The sequence below is a fragment of the Mycobacterium sp. genome (genome assembly GCF_035506235.1).
GTDB lineage: Bacteria > Actinomycetota > Actinomycetes > Mycobacteriales > Mycobacteriaceae > Mycobacterium.
The window spans coordinates 1-21,289 of record NZ_DATJPU010000253.1; the positions used below are offsets into that span (position 1 = coordinate 1).

Below are 21,289 nucleotides of genomic sequence, written 5' to 3' on the forward strand. Positions count from 1 at the left end.
GCAGGGAAATGAGGTAGTGGTCGTAGTTTCTGCGATGGGCGACACCACCGACGACCTGCTCGACCTGGCCCAGCAGGTCTGCCCGGCCCCGCCGCCGCGGGAGCTCGACATGCTGCTGACCGCCGGCGAACGCATCTCCAACGCGTTGGTGGCCATGGCGATCGAATCGCTCGGCGCGCAGGCCCGGTCGTTCACCGGTTCGCAGGCCGGCGTGATCACCACCGGCACCCATGGCAACGCCAAGATCATCGAAGTGACGCCCGGACGGCTGCGGACCGCGCTCGACGAGGGGCGCATCGTGCTGGTCGCCGGCTTCCAAGGGGTCAGCCAGGACACCCGCGACGTCACCACCCTCGGCCGCGGCGGCTCGGACACCACCGCCGTCGCCCTGGCCGCGGCGCTCGGAGCCGACGTCTGCGAGATCTACACCGACGTCGACGGCATCTTCAGCGCCGACCCCAGGATCGTGCACAACGCCCGCAGGCTGGACACGGTGACGTTCGAGGAGATGCTCGAGATGGCGGCCTGCGGCGCCAAGGTGCTCATGCTGCGCTGCGTCGAATACGCTCGCCGCTACAACATCCCGGTGCACGTCCGGTCGTCGTACTCGGACAAACCGGGCACCGTCGTCAAGGGATCGATCAAGGACATCATCATGGAAGACCCCATCCTGACCGGAGTCGCGCACGACCGCAGCGAGGCCAAGGTGACCATCGTCGGGATACCCGACATCCCCGGGTATGCGGCCAGGGTGTTCCGGGCCGTCGCCGACGCCGACGTCAACATCGACATGGTGCTGCAGAACGTATCCAAGGTCGAGGACGGCAAGACCGACATCACCTTCACCTGCTCGCGCGACAGCGGCCCCACCGCGGTAGAGAAGCTCGACGCGCTCAAGGAAGAGATCGGGTTCACCCAGCTGCTCTACGACGACCACATCGGCAAGGTGTCGCTGATCGGGGCGGGCATGCGCAGCCACCCCGGGGTCACCGCGACCTTCTGTGAGGCGCTGGCCACCGTGGGCGTCAACATCGAGCTGATCTCCACCTCCGAGATCCGCATCTCGGTGCTGTGCCGCGACACCGAACTAGACAAGGCCGTCGTGGCGTTGCATGAGGCGTTCAAGCTCGGCGGCGAGGAGTCGGCGACGGTGTATGCGGGGACGGGCAGATAGATGGTTGCGATTGGGGTAGTGGGGGCCACCGGCCAGGTGGGCCAGGTGATGCGCAGGCTCCTCGATGAGCGGGACTTTCCGGCGACGACGGTGCGGTTCTTCGCCTCCGCACGCTCGCAGGGTCGCAAGCTGACCTTCCGCGGCCAGGAGATCGAGGTCGAAGACGCCGCGACGGCGGACCCGACGGGCCTGGACATCGCGGTGTTCTCGGCCGGCAAGACGATGTCGCTGGTGCAGGCTCCGCGATTCGCCGCCGCCGGGGTCACCGTGATCGACAACTCCTCGGCGTGGCGCAAGGATCCCGACGTGCCGTTGGTGGTGTCGGAGGTGAACTTCACAAGAGACGTGGCCGCGGGGCCCGGGTCTCTCAAGAAGGGCATCATCGCCAACCCGAATTGCACCACCATGGCCGCGATGCCGGTGCTCAAGGTGCTGCACGACGAGGCGCAGCTGGTGCGCCTGGTGGTCTCCAGTTATCAGGCGGTATCCGGCAGCGGTCTCGCCGGCGTCGAGGAACTGGCCACCCAGGCCCGCGCCGTCATCGACGGCGCCGAGCAGCTGGTGTACGACGGCGGCGCGTGCGAGTTCCCGGCGCCGAAGACGTACGTGGCCCCGATCGCTTTCAACGTGCTGCCGCTGGCCGGATCGCTGGTCGACGACGGTTCCGGCGAGACCGACGAGGACCAGAAGCTGCGCTTCGAGAGCCGCAAGATCCTCGGCATTCCCGACCTGTTGGTCAGCGGTACCTGCGTGCGGGTGCCGGTATTCACGGGGCACTCGCTGTCGATCAACGCCGAATTCGCGCGCCCGTTGTCACCGGAGCGGGCCCGGGAGCTGCTCGACGGCGCCCCGGGCGTCAAGGTGGTCGAGGTGCCGACGCCGCTGGCCGCCGCCGGCGTCGACGAGTCGCTGGTCGGCCGGATCCGGCGCGACCCGGGCGTGCCCGGCGGGCGTGGCCTGGCTCTGTTCGTCTCGGGGGACAACCTGCGCAAGGGTGCGGCGCTCAACACCATCCAGATCGCCGAGCTGCTGGCCGCCCAGTTGTGAATCCGCGGGTGAGTTCCGCGACGCGGTGCTCGCTGCTTGCCTTGACTTTGCTTGTGCCCCAGTGCTTTTGGATCGATGCTGCACGCGCCGACCCGCCCGCGCCGGCCCCCGAGCCGATCCTGCAGCCGCTCGCGCCCGGCCAGGTGCTGCGGATCGGCCCGACCGCCGGCACCGGAACGCCGACGGGCGACTACGGCATCGGCGCGACTGACCTGTGCGAGTTCCTCGAGTTTCCCGCCGAGCTGTTGCAGGTGTGTGGCGACAGTTTCGCCGGCCAGGGCGTCGGGTTCGGCGGCTGTTACTCGCCGGTCGCGCTGCACGTCGACACCGCGTCAGTCGACGACCCCGGCGGGGTGCGCTACACCGGGGTCACCGGGATCAACAAACCGCTGCTGGCCGACCCCACGCCGCCCGGGGATTCTCAGCTGCCCGCCGGGGTGGTGCAGATCAACCGGCGCAACTACCTGATGGTGACAACGACGAAAAACCTCGAGCCGCAGAGCTCTCGGCTGGTGACGCCCGAGCCGGCGCGCGGCAGCTGGCCGACCGTCGTGGGCTCGCGGCGCGATGGTTCCTACCAGGGCGGTTCGCAGTCGCAGATCAGCGGCTACTACGACCCGATTCCCACACCCGATTCGCCGAGCGGCTGGGTGTACGTGGTGGCCAACAGTTTCACGCGGCGCGCTCCGGTGTTGCTGTACCGGGCCACGCCGCAAACGTTCACCGACCGGTCCCGCTGGCAGGGCTATGCCCCGGGCCCCGAGGGCGGATGGGGCAAGCCGCCCACGCCCCTGTGGCCGGACCAGGTGGGCGAGATGTCCATCAGGCAGATCGACGGCAAGGCGGTGTTGTCGTACTTCAACGCCAGCACCGGCAACATGGAGGTCCGGGTGGCCGACGACCCGACCTCGCTGGGCACCGCGCCCGTGACGACGGTGGTGCAACACGAAGAGTGGCCCGATCCGGCCGAAAGCCTGCCGCCCCCGTACGACAACCGGCTCGCACAACCGTACGGCGGGTACATCTCGCCCGGCTCCACCCTGGACGAGCTGCGGATCTTCGTCAGCCAGTGGGACACCCGGACCAGGGCGACCGCGCCGTACCGGGTGATCCAGTACGCGGTCAACCCATTCAAGCCCGATTAGCGCCAGCGCGCTGTTTTAGCAGGTAACGGCGTTTTCAGTTCATAGCTGCTACTTAAGCGGCGCATAGCCACAGCTTGTGTTAACGCCCGCATCATGAGTCTCATGAGTGAAACATCTGACACCCCAACTGTGCGGACTCACACCGCAACTGCACCGGCGTCTGCGGCGGCAACCGAAGCAGCGCTACACCGCACCCCCCGCGTCTTCATCGTCGCGGCATGGGTCGCGATCGTCGCCGGGATCGTCTTCATCGTCTCGGTGATCTTCTTCGCGGGCATGGCGCTCGGGCATCACGGCGGCGGCATGCACCACCACAAGCACCACGCGATGATGATGCACCCGCACCGCTTCGGCGGCCCCGGCGGTCCGGGTGGTCCCGGCGGACAGGGCGGTGGCCCCGCGGCGGTCCAGGGCGGTGGGCCCGCCTCGGCAACCCCCGGTGCGCCCGGACCGAGCCAGATTCCGTCGTCGGTCGCGCCGTCTCGGACGCCGTAAGCACTGGCGGGTCGCTAAACCCTCCGCCGACAGCCCGGCGCTCGCACGAGCGCCGGGCTACACAATTCACAGCAACTTTTCTCGGTGCAACCTGTTATCGCGATTGATGACAGGGGCACTATTCAAGGCATGACCCAAACACCTGAACCGTCAGCGCAAACGACTTCCGTCGCCGCCGGGCCCCCGGTGCCGGCGTACGAGCGGGTCAAGCCCCCCAGGCTCTACGTGGCCGCGGCGTGGGTGGTGATCGTCGCCGGGATCGTTTTCATCCTCTCGACCATCTTCTTCGCCGGCGCCATGGTTGTCGGGTTCAACCATCACTGCCATTGGCGCCATCACCACGGCATGACGTACGGCCCCGGTGGGGCCGGGGGCCCGGGTGGCGAACCCTGGCGGTTCGGCGGGCCCAGTGGTCCGGGGATGGTTGTCGGGCCGTGGGGTCCGCCGCCGGGGTTCGGTCCCGGTGGTCCGGGTGGCCCGTTCGGTCCGCCGCCCGGCTCCGGTCCGGGTGGTCCGGGTGGCCCGAGCCAGTCACCGACGCCCAGCGCGCCCGCACCGGCGCCGAACACCCCGGGCAACCCGCGCCCGTAGGCAGGCCCATATCGTCTGCGGCATCGAATGGTGTTGAGCCGATTCAAGATAACGAGGAGACAGCGAAGATGACGGAACGCTACACGACCACCGACGCCGGCACCCCGGCGCCCAGCGACGACCAATCGTTGACGATCGGCCCCGACGGCCCGATCCTGCTGCAGGATCACTACCTGATCGAACAGATGGCGATGTTCAACCGGGAGCGCATCCCGGAGCGCCAGCCGCACGCCAAGGGCGGGGGTGCCTTCGGTCACTTCGAGGTGACCAATGACGTCAGCAAGTTCACCCGGGCCGCGGTGTTCCAGCCTGGCGCCAAAACCGAAACGCTGATCAGGTTTTCCACGGTCGCGGGCGAGCGCGGGAGCCCGGACACCTGGCGGGACCCGCGTGGGTTCGCGCTGAAGTTCTACACCACCGAGGGCAACTTCGACATGGTCGGCAACAACACGCCGGTCTTCTTCATGCGTGACCCGCTGAAGTTCCAGCACTTCATCCGGTCCCAAAAGCGAATGCAGGCAACGAATTTGCGCGACCACAACATGCAGTGGGATTTCTGGACGCTGTCGCCGGAGTCCGCGCATCAGGTCACCTGGCTGATGGGGGATCGTGGGATCCCGAAGAGCTGGCGGCACATGAACGGCTACAGCAGCCACACCTACAGCTGGATCAACGCCGCCGGCGAGATCTTCTGGGTGAAGTACCACTTCATCACCGACCAGGGCGTCGACTTTTTGACCCAGGAGGACGCCGACCGGCTCGCCGGGGAGGACGGTGACTATCACCAGCGGGATCTCTACGAGGCGATCGAGCGCGGCGATCACCCCAGTTGGACGCTGAAGATGCAGATCATGCCGTACGAGGAGGCCAGGAACTACCGGTTCAACCCGTTCGACCTGACCAAGGTGTGGCCGCACGGCGACTACCCGCTGATCGACGTCGGCAGGCTGACCCTGGACCGCAACGTCACCGACTACCACACCGAAATCGAGCAGGCGGCCTTCGAGCCGAACAACCTCGTGCCCGGCACCGGGCTGAGCCCGGACAAGATGCTGCAGGCCCGCGGTTTCTCCTACTCCGACGCGCACCGCGCCAGGCTGGGTACCAACTACCGGCAGATCCCGGTCAACTCGCCGAAGGTGGAGGTCAACAGCTACTCGAAGGACGGCGCGATGCGGGTGAAGAACGTCTCGGATCCGGTGTATGCGCCCAATTCCTACGGCGGCCCGCAGGCGGACCCGGCGCGTGCCGCCGAGGTGCGCTGGCACGCCGACGGCGACATGGTCCGCGCCGCGTACACGCTGCATGCCGAGGACGACGACTGGGGCCAGGCCGGGACCATGGTCCGCGAGGTCCTCGATGACGCGGCCCGGGAACGCTTGGCGCACAACATCATCGGGCACGTGTCCAAGGGAGTCAAAGAGCCCGTGCTGTCGCGGGTGTTCGAGTACTGGCGCAACGTCGACCCCGATCTCGGCAAGAAGGTCGAGGAGGGAGTCCGGGCTCAGTAATTCGGCGTTCGCTGCGGGGCGCCCGGCCCTGGCATGATCGAAACCCATGACCATGCGGATCTGCGCCGCGGTGGTGACCGCCGGGGTGGCGGCCGGAACAGCGTTGGGCGTTCCCGTCGCGGCCGCTCACCCGTCGGAGCCCGGGGTGGTCAATTACGCGGTCCTCGGAAAGGGGTCGGTCGGCAACATCGTCGGCGGCCCGATGGGCTGGGAGTCGACGTTCACCCAGCCCTTCCAGGGCTATTCGGTCGACGTGCCGGTATGCAACAACTGGGCTGACATCGGGCTGCCCGAGGTCTTCGACGATCCGGATCTGGCGTCGTTCAACGGCGCGACCACACAGACGTCGGCCAGCGACCAGACCCACTTCGTCAAACAGGCGGTCGGGGTGTTCGCCACCGACGACGCGGCGGTCCGGGCGTTCCATCGTGTCGTGGACCGCACCGTTGGCTGCTCGGGGCAGACCACGGCGATGCATCTGGACAACGGGAGCACACAGGTGTGGTCGTTCGACGGCGGCCCGGCGACGGGCACCGATGCGAATTGGACCAAGCAGGAAGCGGGTACCGACCGGCGGTGTTTCGATCAAACCAGGCTGCGTGAAAACGTGTTGCTGCAGGCCAAGGTCTGCCAGTCTGGCAACGCGGGCCCCGCGGTCAACGTCCTGGCCGGGGCGATGCAGAACGCGCTGGGCCAGTAGCGTGGACCCGCGTACCCGAATGGGCTCCGGCGGTTCCTGGTTGGGATGTCCGGCAAAGCGGGAATATGTCGGGGCGATCTGCAAGATGAAGTAGAGGCGTTTACTTTTCCATTAGCTGCGCAACAAGCGGTCCGCAGTCCGATCCGGTCACGGTGGGCCCTGGGAGGGATCGTGATATGACGTTCGCCCCGGTCAGCGCCGCCCAAGCCGAAATGGCCGACTCCTCGGCCGCCGCGAAATACATCGCCGAGGCCTGCCTGCTCGATGGCCCGTTGCGGCGCGTCGGCCTGGAGCTGGAGGGGCATTGCCACGACCCGGCAGACCCGTACCGAAGGCCGCGCTGGGACGAAATCACCGATGTCCTCGAGCAGCTGCCCCACCTGCCCGGCGGCAGCGCCGTGACGGTGGAACCGGGCGGCGCAATCGAATTGTCCGGTCCTCCGGTCGACGGGGTGGTGGCTGGAATCGAGGCGATGAATCGGGATCAGGCGGTGCTGCGGGCGGGCTTCGCCGATGCCGGGCTGGGCCTGGTTTTCCTCGGGGCAGACCCGCTGCGGCCACCCAAGCGCATCAACCCGGGCGAGCGCTACCGCGCCATGGAGCAGTTCTTCACCGCCAGTCGCTCCGGGGAGGCGGGCGCGGCGATGATGACGTCCACGGCATCGATTCAGGTCAACGTGGACGCCGGGCCCCAGCGGGGGTGGGCCGCGCGGGTGCGGCTGGCGCACGCGCTGGGCCCGACGATGATCGCGATCTCCGCCAATTCCCCGATGCTGGGCGGCGAGTTCACCGGCTGGGTCTCGACCCGGCAGCGCGTGTGGGGCGATATGGACTCGGCGCGCTGCGGTCCCATCCTGGGGGCCAGCGGCGACGACCCGGGCACGGACTGGGCGCGCTACGCGCTCAAGGCGCCGGTGATGCTGGTGCACAACCCGGACGCCGTGCCCGTCACGGATTGGGTGCCGTTCGCCGACTGGGTGGACGGGCGGGTGTTGCTCGGCGATCGGCGCCCGACGATCGCCGACCTGGAATACCACCTGACCACGCTGTTCCCACCCGTACGCCCGAGGCAATGGCTGGAAATCCGCTACCTCGACAGCGTGCCGGACGCGTTGTGGCCCGCGGTGGTGTTCACGTTGGTGGCGCTGCTCGACGACCCGGTCGCCGCCGACCTGGCCGCCGAGGCCGTGGAACCGGTGTCCACCGCCTGGGACACCGCGGCCCGGGTGGGCCTTCGCGACCGGCGGCTCTACGCGGCGGCCAACAAGTGCGTGGCCGTGGCGGCCGAGCGGGCGCCGGCGGAGCTGACCGACGCGATGCAGCTCCTGGTCAGGGGCGTCGAGCAGGGCCGATGTCCGGGCGACGACTTCTCCGACCAGGTCGTCGAGCATGGCATCGCCGCCACGGTCTCCAAGGCAGCGGGCTGGCCACAAGGGGGGTCGTGACTTCCCGGGAGAGGCTTGCCGACGACTTGGCGCGGGCGCGGGCGCGGACGCTGCGGCTCGTCGATTTCGACGACGACGAGCTGTGGCGGCAGTACGACCCGTTGATGAGCCCGCTGGTATGGGACCTGGCGCACATCGGTCAGCAGGAAGAATTTTGGCTGTTGCGCGGCGGCGATCAGGCCCGTCCGGGAATCCTTCCGCCGGCCGTCGAGGGCCTCTACGACGCGTTCGAACACTCCCGGGCCAGCCGCGCCGAGCTGCCGCTGCTGTCCCCCGACCGGGCGCGCTCCTATTGCCGGACCGTTCGGTCGGCGGCGCTGGACGCGTTGGACGCGCTGCCCGACGACCCCGCCGGTGAGCAGGCCGCGTTCGCCTTCGGGCTGGTGGTCAGCCACGAAAACCAGCACGACGAAACCATGCTGCAGGCGCTGAACCTGCGCACCGGCGCGCCGCTGCTGCACGACGCTGCCGCCCTGCCCGGGGGCCGGCCGGGGGTGGCCGGGACGTCGGTGCCGGTGCCTGGCGGCCCCTTCGTCCTGGGCGTCGATGCGGCCGGCGAACCGTACTCGCTCGACAACGAACGTCCGGCCCACGTCGTCGACGTGCCGGCGTTCCGGATCGGGCGGGCGCCGGTCACCAACGGCGAATGGCAACAGTTCATCGGCGACGGCGGCTACCACCAGCCGCGGTGGTGGTCCGAGCGCGGTTGGCAGCACCGCCACAGCACGGGCCTGACCGCGCCCCAGTTCTGGAGTTCCGACGGGCGAACCCGCACCCGGTTCGGCTACATCGAGGACATCCCCGCCGATGAGCCGGTGCAGCATGTCACCTACTTCGAGGCCGAGGCCTATGCGGCCTGGGCCGGCGCCCGGCTGCCCACCGAAGTGGAATGGGAGAAGGCCTGCGCGTGGGATCCGGCGACCGGCACCCGGCGGCGCTATCCGTGGGGCGCCCAGGAGCCGTCGGACGCTCTGGCCAACCTGGGGGGCACCGCGCTGCGGCCCGCACCCGTCGGCGCCTACCCGGCCGGAGCGTCCGCCTACGGCGCCGAGCAGATGCTGGGCGACGTGTGGGAGTGGACCGCCTCGCCGCTGCGGCCCTGGCCGGGCTTCGTCCCGATGATTTACGAGCGCTACTCGCAGCCGTTCTTCGACGGCGACTACCGGGTGCTGCGCGGCGGCTCATGGGCCGCGGAGGCGGCCATCCTGCGGCCCAGCTTCCGCAACTGGGACCACCCGGTGCGGCGCCAGATCTTCTCCGGGGTCCGCCTGGCCTGGGATGTGCGCGACTGATGTGTCGTCATCTGGGCTGGCTCGGCGCCGACGTGAGCCTCTCCTCGCTGGTGCTGGACCCGCCGTGCGGGTTGCGGGTGCAGTCGTATGCGCCGCGCCGCCAGAAGCACGGCCTGATGAACGCCGACGGCTGGGGCGTCGGGTTTTTCGATGGGTCTTCGCCAGGCCTGACGCCGCGGCGCTGGCGCAGCCCGGCGCCGCTGTGGGGCGACGTGTCCTTCGACTCGATCGCGCCCGCGCTGCACAGCCACTGCGTGGTGGCCGCGGTGCGCTCGGCGACCGTGGGGATGCCGATCGAGGCGAGTGCGACCGCGCCGTTCACCGACGGCCGGTGGCTGTTGTCGCACAACGGAATCGTCGACCGCGCGGTGCTGCCGCCCGCCTCTTCTGCCGAATCTTCCTGCGACAGCGCGCTACTCGCGGCAACCATCTTCGAGCGTGGGCTCGACGCGCTGGGCGACACCATCGCCGAAATCGGAACCGCCGACCCGCTCGCGCGGCTCAACGTGTTGGCCGCCGACGGCTCCCGGCTGCTGGCGACGGCCTGGGGCGACACCCTGTGCATCCTGCGCCGCGACGACGGCGTGGTGCTGGCCAGCGAACCGTACGACGACGCGCCCGACTGGGAGGACGTGCCCGACCGGCACCTGGTCGAGGTCACCTCGGAGGGTGTCAGCATCACCCCACTGAGTCACCCGCATTCGAAAGGATCTCGATGACGATGACGCTGTCCAACCACCTCGCCGCCGACTCCGCGTATCACGCATTGCGTCGCGACGTGCTCGACGGCCTGCAGCAGACGCCGAAAACCTTGCCGCCCAAGTGGTTCTACGATTCGGTAGGCAGCGAGCTGTTCGACCAGATCACCCGGCTGCCCGAGTACTATCCCACCCGGGCCGAGGCCGAGATCCTGCGCGCCCGTTCGGGCGAGGTCGCGTCGGCCAGCGAGGCCGACACCCTTGTCGAGCTGGGCGCCGGAACGTCGGAGAAGACGCGGCGGCTGCTGGACGCGCTGCGCGACCGCGGCTCGCTGCGCGGATTCGTGCCGTTCGACGTCGACGCCAGCGTGCTGTCCGCCACCGCGACGGCCATCCAGCGCGAATACCCGGGCATCGAAATCAACGCCGTCTGCGGGGATTTCGAGGAACACCTGGCCGAGATACCCGGCGCCGGGCGGCGGTTGTTCGTGTTCTTGGGATCGACGATCGGCAATCTCACCCCCGGGCCGCGCGCGGAGTTCCTCGCCACCCTGGCCGGGGTGATGCGGCTGGGGGACAGCCTGCTGCTGGGCACCGACCTGGTCAAGGACACCGAGCGGCTGGTGCGCGCCTACGACGACGCCGCCGGGGTGACGGCCCGGTTCAACCGCAACGTGCTCGCGGTCATCAACCGGCAACTCGACGCCGATTTCGACGTCGAGGCCTATCACCATCTGGCGCGCTGGAACACCGACGAGGAACGCATCGAAATGTGGCTGCGGGCCGGCCGGCGCCAGCGGGTGCGGGTCGGCGCCCTCGACCTGACGGCCGATTTCGCGGAGGGCGAGGAGATGCTCACCGAGGTGTCGTGCAAGTTCCGCCCCGACGGGGTGAGCGCCGAGCTGGCCGGGGCCGGGCTGCGTCGCATCCGGTGGTGGACCGACGATGCGGGCGACTTCGGGCTGTCGTTGGCGGTTAAGTGACCGAAGGTCCGCTGGCCGACCGCTGGCGGGCGGCCCGTCCGCCGGCGGCCGGGCTGCACCTGGACAGCGCGGCCTGCTCCCGCCAGAGTTTCGCGGCGCTTGATGCCGCCGGCAAGCACGCGCTGCACGAGGCCGAAGTCGGCGGCTACGTCGCAGCTGAGGCGGCCGCCCCGGTGCTCGACGCCGGTCGCGCCGCGGTCGCGACCCTGTGCGGCATGCCCGACGCCGAAGTCGTGTTCACCACCGGCTCGCTGCATGCGCTGGATCTGCTGCTGGGCAGCTGGCCGGCGGGCCGGCGCACGCTGGCCTGCCTGCCCGGCGAGTACGGCCCCAACCTGGCCGTGATGGGCGCCCACGGGTTCGAGGTGCGCACCTTACCGACCCTCGACGACGGCAGGCTGGCGCTCGACGACGCGGCGTTCGAACTCGAAGACGACCCACCGGATTTGGTGCACCTCACGCCCGTGGCCAGCCACCGGGGCGTGGTGCAACCCCTTGCCATGGTGGCCACGCTCTGCCGTCAGCTGGGCCTGCCGCTGGTCGTGGATGCCGCACAGGCCTTGGGGCACATCGACTGCGCCGTCGGCGCAGACGTCATGTATTCGTCGTCGCGCAAGTGGATCGCCGGGCCGCGCGGCGTCGGCGCCATGGCCGTGCGGCCCGAGCTGATGGATCGGCTGACGCCGCGGCTGCCGGCACCGCAGTGGGCCTCGGAGCTCTCGGTGGCACAGCAACTCGGCTTCGGGGAGGCCAACGTCGCTGCGCGCGTGGGCTTTTCGGTCGCCATGGGTGAGCACCTGGCGTACGGGCCGGAATCGATCCGTGCCCGGCTGGCCGAGCTCGGCGACATCGCCCGCACCCTGTTGGCCGACGTCGACGGCTGGCTGGTGGTCGAAGAGGCCGAGGAGCCCAGCGCCATCACGACACTCGCCCGCGTCGACGGCGCCGACCCCGAAGCGGTGCGGGCGTGGCTGCTCGCAGAGCGATGCATCCTGACCACCTATGCGGCGGTCGCGCGGGCGCCTTACGAACTCTCCGCGCCGGTGCTGCGGATCTCGCCGCACGTGGACACCACGGCCGACGACCTGGAGACCTTCGCCGAAGCGCTGATCGCGGCCACGGCTGCGACCGGCACCTAAGCTCTCCAGGTCACTTTCCGTCGCGGTTATCCGGCAAACGAAACCGGAAATCTGAAAATCACCGTTTTCCTTGACAGAAAGTACGGAAATGGCGTATTTATAGGCACGCTGGTACCGTGTGGCCGCCGATTTAGGGCTCGGCAGATGCACTGGGCTTCGCTCGATGAAGACCAGTGCGAAAGGGATGTGCTGACATGAACTTCTCTGTGTTGCCCCCAGAAATAAACTCTATCCGGGTATTCGCGGGAGCCGGGTCGGCTCCGACGTTCGAGGTGGCGCCGGCCTGCGTTGGGCTGGCTGATGAAACAGCATCGGCTGCAATCTCATTCAGCTCGTTCGCCTCACGACTGGCGGGCGCGTCCTGGCAAAGTGCGGCATCTCGGGCGATGACCGCCGCCGCTCGGCCCGTTGTCATTACTTTTCGGCAAGTTACTCGGCCCATTGCGGCTGCGTGAAGGGAGATGGAAATGTCGTTCGTGACCACCGTGCCGGAAGCCGTGCAGGGCGCAGCTCAGAACCTGGCGGGCATTCGTGCCTCGCTGGCCGACGCCGCTGCGACCGCGGGCCCCACCACCGGGATAGCGGCCGCCGCTGAAGACGAGATATCGATCGCGATCGCTTCGCTGTTCGGCAGCGCGGGCCGGGAATTTCAACTTGCCAGCGCCCAGGCACAGGCATTCCACGCCGAGTTCGAAAACCTGTTGAGTGCTGGCGCGGCGGCATATGTCAGCGCCGAGGCTGCTAACGCAGGGCAAGTTCTGGGCAACACGGTGAATGGGGCCTCGGCGCTCGGCGGCGGGCAGGCAGCCGCGGCGGCCGCGCCGGCGGCGGCGGCCCAATCGTACCTTGGAGGCCTCCTGACCCTCGAGGTTGGGCAGAGCAACGTCTTGGTCACAATCAGCACACCCACGATCAACCTGCCGCCAATACACATACCCCCGGTGAATCTCTCCGCTTTCGATCTCCCCCAGATAAGTCTTCCGTCCATCAGCATTCCTGGCGGGACGACGCCCCCGAATATACAACTAAGTCCCTTCAGTTTGCCGAAGGTATTTATTCCGCCGATACACGTTGGGCAATTCACGTCGCCTCCCATACATGTGGCTCCATTCAACCTGCCGCAGATAATAACTCCTCCCATATGGGTGCCCCCGATACAACTGCCCGCGGTGACGGTACCTGGTTTCAATCTGCCTCAAATTACAGTTCCTGGCTTCAACCTCCCTCAAATCACAATTCCTGGCTTCAGTCTCCCTGAAATCTCGGTCCCTGGCATCACGCTGCCCACCATAACTGTCCCGACGATCAGTCTTCCCAAGATAACGTTCCCGGATCTCGATATCATAGGGGGCAATCAACCGTTAGTTACAATTAACGTTACCGGGTTTGGCTTGCCCGTCGGTCAGGTAAGTGTCAACCTTCAGACCTTTGATATAAACGGTGGGCTTGGCCTGAACACACCCGGCTCGATTCAGGGATTCACCATACCGTCCATTACTCTTGGGGCATTTACGATACCGCCCATTGGCCTTTCCGGCTTCACTATCCCGCCCATTGGCCTTTCCGGATTCACTATCCCGCCCATTGGCCTTTCCGGATTCACTATCCCGTCCATCGGCCTTTCCGGTTTCCTGATTCCGTCCCTCACGATCAACCCCGTCCACGTCGGCGGGTTCACCCTGCCGCCGATCAGCGAGCACGGATTCGATTTGCCGCCGGTGACCATCCCGCCGATCCAAGTCGGCGAGTTCACGCTGCCGAACCTCAGTTTGCCGCCGTATTCCACGCCGCCGTTGACGATCCCGCCCATCGGTATCGGCGCCTTCAGCCTGCCCGATATCGAAATCCCCGGCATCAACATCGGGTCGGTCCCCATCGCCCAGTTCGACATTCCGGTCTGACCGGTTGCTTCGGCGCACGGGCCGGCTTGACGAAAGTCAGTCGGCCTTGTGCGCCGTCAGCAGGTAGGCAGGCAGCTTCATCCGGCCCTTTTCATCGCGATCGTGCGGCGGAAACTCGAACGGCGCGTTGGAGACCGAGGGAATGTTTGCGTGGATGTAGGCGGGCCGGATCTCGTCGATCTCCCAGTGCTTGCTCACCGCGGCGCGCAACTCGTCCTCGTCGACCTCGTTGGGCTTCGGTTCCATCTCGGCGGGAAAGGCGCCCTTGGCGAATACCAGCACGAAATAGCTGGCGCCCGGGGCCGCCGCGCGATGGATCGAGGCCAGGTAGCCGTCGCGGCCCTCCACCGGCAGCGAGTGGAACAACGTGCTGTCGACGACCGTCGAAAAGCGTCCGTCGTACCCCGTGAACGACGTGATGTCGGCCTGCACGAAGCTGGCGGTGGTCAGGCCACGCTCTTGAGCCGCCTTGGTGGCCGCTGCCACGGCGGTCGGCGTGAGGTCGATGCCGACCACGGTGTAGCCCTGCGCCGCCAGCGCCAGCGACAACTCGGCGAACCCGCATCCGGCGTCCAGCACGTCGCTGCGAAACTTGCCCGCGGCGATCAGCGCCGCCAATTCCGGCTGGGGCTCGCCGATGTTCCAGGGTGGCGGACCGTCGAATTCGCCCTCCTCGCGATACGCACCGTCCCAGTCCATGATGTTGGACGACATGGTTACCCCCTAGCGCTGCTGTAGATCCCAGGTGTGCACCGGCTCGTTGGCGTGCATGTGTTCGCAATACCGTCGCAGCATCTCGGCCAGTGCCGCGGCCCGGCTCATACCGCCGTCCTCCAGGGTACGCACGGTGGACACCTGCCAGGTCGCCCCGTTGCGGCCGGTGCGGGCGCGGCCCTCGATGACGCCGAGGAAACGGTCGCGCACCTCGGCGTCGACGCCCCAGCGGCGCAGCCCGTCGTCCGCGATCGGCAGCAACGTGTTGAGGACCAGTTTCCGGGCCGTCACCTTGCCCACGCCGGGCCAGAGCAGCTCGGCGTCGATGCCGTTGCGGGCCGCCTCGAGGAAATTCGCCCGTGCCACAACGAAACCCATCCTGTTCCACAGCGGGTCCTCGTCTTCGGACAGGCCGCGCAGCACCCCGTAGTAGAAGGCGGCATTGCCGAGCATGTCGACGACGGTCGGCCCGGCCGGTAGCACCCGGTTCTCCAGCCGCAGATGCGGGCGCCCGCCGACCACGTCGTACACAGGCCGGTTCCACCGATACACGGTGCCGTTGTGCAGGCGCAATTCGGCGAGGTGCGGGGTGCGCCCGGCGGCCAGCTCGGCGACGGGGTCTTCGTCGGACACCTCCGGCAGTAGGGACGGGAAGTACTGGACGTTCTCTCCGAACAGGTCGAGGACGGAGGTGATCCACCGCTCGCCGAACCACACCCGCGGCCGCACCCCCTGGGCCTTCAGTTCCTCCGGCCGGGTGTCGGTGGACTGCGAGAACAATTCGATGCGGGTCTCCGACCACAGCTGGTGGCCGAAGAAATAGGGCGAGTTGGCCGCCATAGCCAGTTGCGGACCCGCGAGCACCTGAGCCGCGTTCCAGTTGGCCGCGAATTCCTCTGGTGCCAGCTGCAAATGCAATTGCATGCTCGTGCAAGCGGATTCGGGCGCAATGGTCGCGGCGCGCCAGCTAAGCGGCTCCGGACCGGAGATGTTGATCGGGATGTCCTCGCCGCGGGCGGAGAAGATCGAATCGTTGAGGGCCGCGTACCGCATGGATTCGCTCATCCAATTGTCGCTGAGATGCTCCGGCATCAGCGTGGGCAGGATCCCGATCATCACGATGTGGGCCCCTCCGGAGTTGGCCTTGAGCTCGGCGTCGTTGAGGCTGGCCCGCACCTCGGCCTCCAGGTCCAAGCCGGTGTGTCCGGGCAATGGCCGGGGCGGCACGTTGAATTCGATGTTGTAGGCGCCCAATTCGGTCTGGTAGGCCGGATCCGCGATGGCGTCCAGCACGACGCGATTCGACATGGCCGGCTGATAACCGGCGTCGACGAGATTGCACTCGATCTCCATGCCGGTGAGCGGCCGGTCCGCGTCGAAGCGCGACTGCGCAAGCATTGTCTCGAAGACGTCCAGGCACAGCCGCACCTTGCGCCGGTATTCCTCCCGCTGCGCGCGGTCGTACGTGGTGCGCTTGACCTCTTCGCCCACACCGCCGATGGAACAGGTTTAACGGCCCGGGCGCAAGGGTGACAGGCTGACCTGTGCTGACGGCCGCCGAGCGGGTAGACCATGATGGACGTGGACGTGTCGCCTGGGTGGAGGAGAGCTAGTTGGCCGGGTCCGCTGAATTCGTAGCCGCCATCGATCAGGGCACCACGAGCACCCGCTGCATGATTTTCGATCACGACGGTGCCGAAGTGGCCCGCCACCAGCTCGAGCACGAGCAGATCCTGCCCAGCGCCGGGTGGGTCGAGCACGATCCGGTGGAGATCTGGGAGCGCACGTCGTCGGTGCTGATGTCGGTGTTGAACCGGGCCAACCTGTCTTCGAACGAGCTTTTGGCCCTGGGAATTACGAACCAGCGCGAGACGACGCTGGTGTGGAACCGGCGCACCGGCCGGCCGTATTACAACGCGATCGTCTGGCAGGACACCCGCACCGACCGGATCGCGTCGGCGCTGGAGCGAGACGGCCGCGGCGACGTGATTCGCCGCAAGGCCGGTCTCCCGCCGGCGACCTATTTCTCCGGCGGCAAGCTGCAATGGATCCTGGAGAACGTCGACGGGGTGCGCGAGGCGGCCGAAAGGGGCGATGCCCTGTTCGGCACCGCCGACACCTGGGTGTTGTGGAATCTGACCGGAGGCCCGCGGGGCGGCGCGCACGTCACCGACGTGACCAACGCCAGCCGCACGATGCTGATGAACCTCGAGACGCTGGACTGGGACGACGAGCTGTTGTCGTTCTTTTCCGTCCCGCGCGTGATGCTGCCGACCATCGCGCCATCCTCGCCGCTGCAGCCCTACGGCGTGACGCTGGAGACCGGGCCCGCCGGTGGCGAGGTGCCGATCACCGGCGTCCTGGGCGACCAGCATGCGGCGATGGTCGGTCAGGTGTGCCTGGCCGAGGGGGAGGCCAAAAACACCTACGGCACCGGCAATTTCCTGCTGCTCAACACCGGCGAGACGATCGTGCGGTCGAACAACGGCCTGGTGACCACCGTCTGCTACCAGTTCGGCGACGCCAAACCCGTTTACGCGCTTGAGGGTTCGATCGCGGTCACCGGCTCGGCGGTGCAGTGGCTGCGTGACCAGCTGGGCATCATCAGCGGCGCGGCGCAGAGCGAGTCGCTGGCTCGTCAGGTTTCCGACAATGGCGGGGTGTATTTCGTCCCGGCATTTTCCGGGCTGTTCGCCCCGTACTGGCGATCGGACGCCCGCGGCGCGATCGTGGGGCTGTCGCGGTTCAACAGCAACGCGCATGTGGCTCGCGCGACGCTGGAGGCGATCTGCTACCAGAGCCGCGATGTGGTGGATGCGATGAAGGCGGATTCCGGTGTGGCCCTTGAGGTGTTGAAGGTCGACGGCGGCGTCACCGGCAACGACCTGTGCATGCAGATCCAGGCCGACGTGCTCGGTGTCGACGTCGTGCGGCCGGTGGTCGCCGAGACCACCGCGCTTGGCGCGGCCTACGCAGCGGGGCTGGCGGTCGGGTTCTGGGCGGATCCGTCCGATCTGCGGGCCAACTGGCAGGAGGACAAGCGCTGGACCCCGACGTGGGACGACGACCAGCGCGCCGCGGGATATGCGGGCTGGCGTAAGGCGGTGCAGCGAACCCTAGATTGGGTTGATGTGTCCTAGCGCTCGCGGCGGCGGCACCATTGCCGCGAGCGCGCGTGTTTGTTCCCCCACAAGCGGGAGGTACCCCCAGCCGACACGCCAGTGTGGCTGTACATTTGCGCGCGCTCGCGGATGGACGGGTCAGTCCTCGCCGAGGATGCCGTAGACCTCGCGGCGGGCGTTGTTGAGGATTTCGACGATGCGCTGCTGCTGCTCGGCGGTGGCGGTGTGCGCGGATTGCGCGACCGCGCCGAACAATTGGCCGATCGCCGCCCGCAGGTTGACCTGGCCGGGGTCGGCGCCTTCGGCGATTTCGTCCCACGGGGGGTTCTCGATCTTCTCGGCCGCGGCGCGACCATCGTCGGTCAGCGTGAAAAGCTTTTTGCTGCCGTCGGTTTCGCCGGCGGTGATGAGACCTTCGTCGTCCAGCAGCTGTAGCGTCGGGTACACCGACCCGGGGCTGGGCCGCCAGATCCCGTTGCTGCGCTCGGCGATCTGCTGAATCATTTCGTAGCCGTGCATCGGCCGCTCGGCCAGCAGCGCCAGGATGGCCGCTCGCACGTCACCGCGGCGTCCGCGGCCGCCACGACGCCACCCGCCGCGCCGGCCGCCCGGGCCGAATCCTGGCCCGAACCCCGGGCCGAACCCGGGACCAAAACCGGGACCGAAGTGGTCGCCGGCATGGTCGCGGAGGTGTTCGCGGAATTCCCGCCGGGCCTGGCGCCTGGCGTCGTGCAGCGCGCGCCGGTCCACGGGGCCGGGGGCGAAGCCGAACCCGAATCCGGGCCGGCCGGCGAACGGTCCCTCGGGGTGAGTAAAGGGGTTGCTCATTGTTTGTAGTCCTTACGTTTCAAGGGGAACGCACAGGTCGTGCGCTCCGAAGTATCACGATATATCGGAAACTAACGCGATGCAACAAGATATTCCGTGTCACGGAGAAAACTCCCTGACCTGCGGGAACAGAAATCGAGGAGGGCGCGAGGGTGCGGTTTGCGTCCCGCAGGCCGCGGGTAGGAACTGAGGGATGGACGCTAACAACAACCTGGCAGTCGGCCGCGAAACCCGGAGCGCGTCCGGATCCGGGCGGGGTGACGCCGGGCGCGGCCTCTCCGCGTGGCCCTGGGTCAACTGGGGGTTGGCGCTGGCGACGGTGCCCGCCGCGGCCATCGTGATGCTCTTCGCGCTCGGTGCCGTGATGAGCACCGACGGGTGCAGCGAACACCATTGTCCCAACCTGGGTCGCGGCGGGATCGATTTCGGCGTCGCGTTCTACGGCGCACCCGTGGTGGCCTTCATAGTCCTTGTCATCTCGTTCTTCACCGCAAAGCGCCGCGGCGGCATCGCGGTTCCGCTGGCCGGGTGGGCGCTCTTGGTCGTCGACGTCGCCCTGATGGCGGCGGCCGTTTCCGGCTAGACCGGCGGCGAAAAGCCGCCCGTCGGCGGTCCTTGCTGCGGGCGTGGCCCCTGCGACTGTTGTTGCGGCCAGGGTGGGGCCGGCGTCGGCGCCGGGGGCCAGGCGGGCGGACCCGCCGCCGGCCAGGGTCCCGCGGGCGGGATGGCGGGGCGGAGCCGCGCCAGTTCGCGGCGGTGTCGCTCGGCGAGCACCGCGGCGAGCACCAGCTCGGGCGGGGCGCCGGGCGGCGGTGGCGGGGCGATCCGCGACACCACGTCACCGGCGATTCGGTATCCCATCTGTTGGCGTAGCTGACGGTCGAGCTGCGGTGCGCGGGAAAGGAATTGGCGGGCGACCTCCGCCTGGCCGCCGTCCAGGCCGGACAACTGCAGCGAGGACGCCCACCACGCCAGCGACGGTGGCATCCCGGGCGGTGGGTCGGATCGCGGCCCGCGTTCACTGATCACCACCGTGCCGGCGAAGATGTCGCCGATGCGTTTGGCCTTCGGCGACAAGATGCTGCAGATGACCGCGGGGCTCCCCGCGAGCATCCAGATCTCGATCACCGACGCCAGCGCGCGAAACAGCGCCTGCCGGAAGCGTTCTGGGCCGCCGTCGTCGGACACCACCCGCAGGCCCATCACCATCTTGCCGACCGACCGCCCCCGCGTGGCGGTTTCGAACACCAACGGATACCCGACGATCGCCAGCACCGTGAAGATGAGCAGGATGGCGGCGCTCAGCGCGGTGTCGAACTGAGTGAGGGTGGCCGCCCACAACATCAGGCCGAGCATATAGCCGACCAAGATCACCGCGATATCGATCAGTGCGCCCACCGCCCGCACCGGCAACTGGGCGATCTGCACATCGAGCACCACGGCGTCCCCGGTGACCACCTCCGACATAACACCGAACGGTACAGGGCGATTAGGCTGCGCAGGGTGGACGTCGACGCATTCGTGCTGACCCATCGCGGGACGTGGGACCGGCTCGACCAATTGGTCAAAAGGCGGCGGTCGCTGACCGGTGCCGAGGTCGACGAACTCGTCGAGCTCTACCAGCGGGTGTCCACCCATCTGTCGATGCTGCGGTCTGCCTCGTCGGACTCGCTGCTGATCGGCCGGCTCTCGAGCCTGGTCGCGCGGGCCCGCTCGGCGGTGACCGGCGCCCACGCGCCGCTGAGCAGCACGTTCGCGCGGTTTTGGACGGTGTCGTTTCCGGTGGTCGCGTACCGCACCTGGCGGTGGTGGGTGGGCACTGCCGCGGTGTTCTTCGCCGTCGTGGTGCTCATCGCGATCTGGGTGGCCGTCAATCCGGAGGTGCAGTCCGCCCTCGGAACGCCAAGTGACATAGACGAATTGGTCAACCACGATGTGGCGTCGTATTACAGCGAACACCCCGCCGCGGCGTTCGCCCTGCAGGTCTGGATCAACAACTCCTGGGTTTCCGCCCAGTGCATCGCCATGTCGGTCGTGTTGGGACTGCCGATCCCACTCATCCTGTTCAACAACGCCGCCAACCTGGGGCTGATCGCGGGGCTGATGTTACAGGCCGGCAAGGGCGGCGTCCTGCTGGGGCTGCTGGCCCCGCACGGGCTGCTGGAGCTGACGGCGGTATTCCTGGCGGGGGCAACGGGGATGCGATTGGGGTGGTCGGTGATAGCTCCCGGGGACCGGCCGCGCGGGCAAGTGCTTGCCGAACAAGGCCGTGGCGTCGTATCGGTCGCTGTCGGCCTGGTGGCGGTGTTACTGGTCTCCGGGCTGATCGAGGCGTTGGTGACGCCGTCCCCGTTGCCGACGTTCGTCCGGGTGGGCATCGGAGTCATCGCCGAGGCGGCATTCTTGTCCTACATCGTGTATTTCGGCCGCCGGGCGGCTAAGGCCGGGGAGACCGGCGATGTCGAAGACGCACCCGACGTCGTCCCGACGGGCTAGGCCACTCA

Annotated in this window: 21 protein-coding genes; 17 read left to right on the forward strand and 4 right to left on the reverse strand. The window is 68.0% G+C overall.

The annotated features are described in order from the left end of the window. From VMD50_RS23565 to VMD50_RS23630, 14 genes are all read left to right on the forward strand, one after another. Positions 1-1,174: aspartate kinase (locus VMD50_RS23565; protein ID WP_325431280.1), on the forward strand; the 1,174-nt coding region annotated here is incomplete at its 5' end. Beyond that, on the forward strand, positions 1,175-2,221 hold the full coding sequence (locus VMD50_RS23570) for an aspartate-semialdehyde dehydrogenase (RefSeq protein WP_325431282.1): 1,047 nt from the start codon (positions 1,175-1,177) through the stop codon (positions 2,219-2,221). It abuts the gene before it with no gap. Further along, positions 2,218-3,366, forward strand: a complete 1,149-nt coding sequence (locus VMD50_RS23575) for a DUF4185 domain-containing protein (protein WP_325431284.1) — start codon at positions 2,218-2,220, stop codon at positions 3,364-3,366. Before VMD50_RS23570 ends, VMD50_RS23575 begins: the two co-directional genes overlap by 4 nt. A gap of 93 nt (positions 3,367-3,459) precedes the next feature. Continuing rightward, on the forward strand, positions 3,460-3,861 hold the full coding sequence (locus tag VMD50_RS23580; protein ID WP_325431286.1) for a hypothetical protein: 402 nt from the start codon (positions 3,460-3,462) through the stop codon (positions 3,859-3,861). A gap of 129 nt (positions 3,862-3,990) precedes the next feature. Further along, a complete protein-coding gene (locus VMD50_RS23585; RefSeq protein ID WP_325431288.1) occupies positions 3,991-4,452 on the forward strand; it encodes a hypothetical protein in 462 nt (153 codons plus the stop codon). A gap of 68 nt (positions 4,453-4,520) precedes the next feature. After that, a complete protein-coding gene (locus tag VMD50_RS23590; RefSeq protein ID WP_325431290.1) occupies positions 4,521-5,963 on the forward strand; it encodes a catalase in 1,443 nt (480 codons plus the stop codon). A gap of 52 nt (positions 5,964-6,015) precedes the next feature. Next, positions 6,016-6,663: a sensor domain-containing protein gene (locus VMD50_RS23595; RefSeq protein WP_325431385.1), complete on the forward strand. Its 648-nt coding sequence runs from the start codon at positions 6,016-6,018 to the stop codon at positions 6,661-6,663. Between the two features lie 176 nt (positions 6,664-6,839). Further along, positions 6,840-8,108, forward strand: coding sequence for an ergothioneine biosynthesis glutamate--cysteine ligase EgtA (egtA, locus tag VMD50_RS23600; RefSeq protein WP_325431292.1), 1,269 nt, complete (start codon positions 6,840-6,842; stop codon positions 8,106-8,108). Further along, on the forward strand, positions 8,105-9,400 hold the full coding sequence (gene egtB / locus VMD50_RS23605) for an ergothioneine biosynthesis protein EgtB (RefSeq protein WP_325431294.1): 1,296 nt from the start codon (positions 8,105-8,107) through the stop codon (positions 9,398-9,400). The genes egtA and egtB overlap by 4 nt, the downstream gene beginning before the upstream one ends. After that, positions 9,400-10,119 (forward strand): ergothioneine biosynthesis protein EgtC, encoded by a 720-nt coding sequence (gene egtC / locus VMD50_RS23610; RefSeq protein WP_325431296.1) that lies wholly within the window; start codon positions 9,400-9,402, stop codon positions 10,117-10,119. Before egtB ends, egtC begins: the two co-directional genes overlap by 1 nt. Continuing rightward, entirely contained in the window at positions 10,116-11,081 is a 966-nt protein-coding gene (gene egtD / locus VMD50_RS23615; protein ID WP_325431298.1) for an L-histidine N(alpha)-methyltransferase, read from the forward strand. The genes egtC and egtD overlap by 4 nt, the downstream gene beginning before the upstream one ends. Then, positions 11,078-12,220, forward strand: coding sequence for an ergothioneine biosynthesis PLP-dependent enzyme EgtE (egtE, locus tag VMD50_RS23620; protein WP_325431300.1), 1,143 nt, complete (start codon positions 11,078-11,080; stop codon positions 12,218-12,220). The genes egtD and egtE overlap by 4 nt, the downstream gene beginning before the upstream one ends. A 194-nt stretch (positions 12,221-12,414) precedes the next feature. Next, complete coding sequence (locus VMD50_RS23625; protein ID WP_325431302.1) at positions 12,415-12,675, forward strand: PPE domain-containing protein; 261 nt, start codon at positions 12,415-12,417, stop codon at positions 12,673-12,675. Between the two features lie 12 nt (positions 12,676-12,687). Further along, positions 12,688-14,121: a PE family protein gene (locus tag VMD50_RS23630; protein WP_325431304.1), complete on the forward strand. Its 1,434-nt coding sequence runs from the start codon at positions 12,688-12,690 to the stop codon at positions 14,119-14,121. A gap of 36 nt (positions 14,122-14,157) precedes the next feature. Here the strand turns inward: VMD50_RS23630 and VMD50_RS23635 are convergent, their stop codons facing one another. Continuing rightward, positions 14,158-14,835, reverse strand: coding sequence for a class I SAM-dependent methyltransferase (locus VMD50_RS23635; protein WP_325431306.1), 678 nt, complete (start codon positions 14,833-14,835; stop codon positions 14,158-14,160). A gap of 9 nt (positions 14,836-14,844) precedes the next feature. Then, positions 14,845-16,326, reverse strand: coding sequence for a glutamate-cysteine ligase family protein (locus VMD50_RS23640; protein WP_325431308.1), 1,482 nt, complete (start codon positions 16,324-16,326; stop codon positions 14,845-14,847). A 122-nt stretch (positions 16,327-16,448) separates the two neighbouring features. Between VMD50_RS23640 and glpK the strand changes: the two genes are divergently transcribed. Then, positions 16,449-17,975 carry a glycerol kinase GlpK gene (gene glpK, locus VMD50_RS23645; RefSeq protein WP_325431310.1) on the forward strand — a complete coding sequence of 509 codons (1,527 nt, stop codon included), beginning with the start codon at positions 16,449-16,451 and terminating at the stop codon, positions 17,973-17,975. Between the two features lie 120 nt (positions 17,976-18,095). On the opposite strand, the gene VMD50_RS23650 is transcribed toward glpK, so the two are convergent. Next, complete coding sequence (locus VMD50_RS23650; RefSeq protein ID WP_325431312.1) at positions 18,096-18,785, reverse strand: PadR family transcriptional regulator; 690 nt, start codon at positions 18,783-18,785, stop codon at positions 18,096-18,098. A gap of 193 nt (positions 18,786-18,978) precedes the next feature. Here VMD50_RS23650 and VMD50_RS23655 point away from each other — a divergent pair, with 193 nt between their 5' ends. Next, positions 18,979-19,368: a hypothetical protein gene (locus VMD50_RS23655; protein ID WP_325431314.1), complete on the forward strand. Its 390-nt coding sequence runs from the start codon at positions 18,979-18,981 to the stop codon at positions 19,366-19,368. Here the strand turns inward: VMD50_RS23655 and VMD50_RS23660 are convergent. Continuing rightward, a complete protein-coding gene (locus VMD50_RS23660) occupies positions 19,365-20,252 on the reverse strand; it encodes an RDD family protein (protein ID WP_325431316.1) in 888 nt (295 codons plus the stop codon). The genes VMD50_RS23655 and VMD50_RS23660 overlap by 4 nt on opposite strands. 36 nt (positions 20,253-20,288) lie before the next feature. Here VMD50_RS23660 and VMD50_RS23665 point away from each other — a divergent pair, with 36 nt between their 5' ends. Next, on the forward strand, positions 20,289-21,281 hold the full coding sequence (locus VMD50_RS23665; protein ID WP_325431318.1) for a stage II sporulation protein M: 993 nt from the start codon (positions 20,289-20,291) through the stop codon (positions 21,279-21,281). Positions 21,282-21,289: the final 8 nt, after the last annotated feature.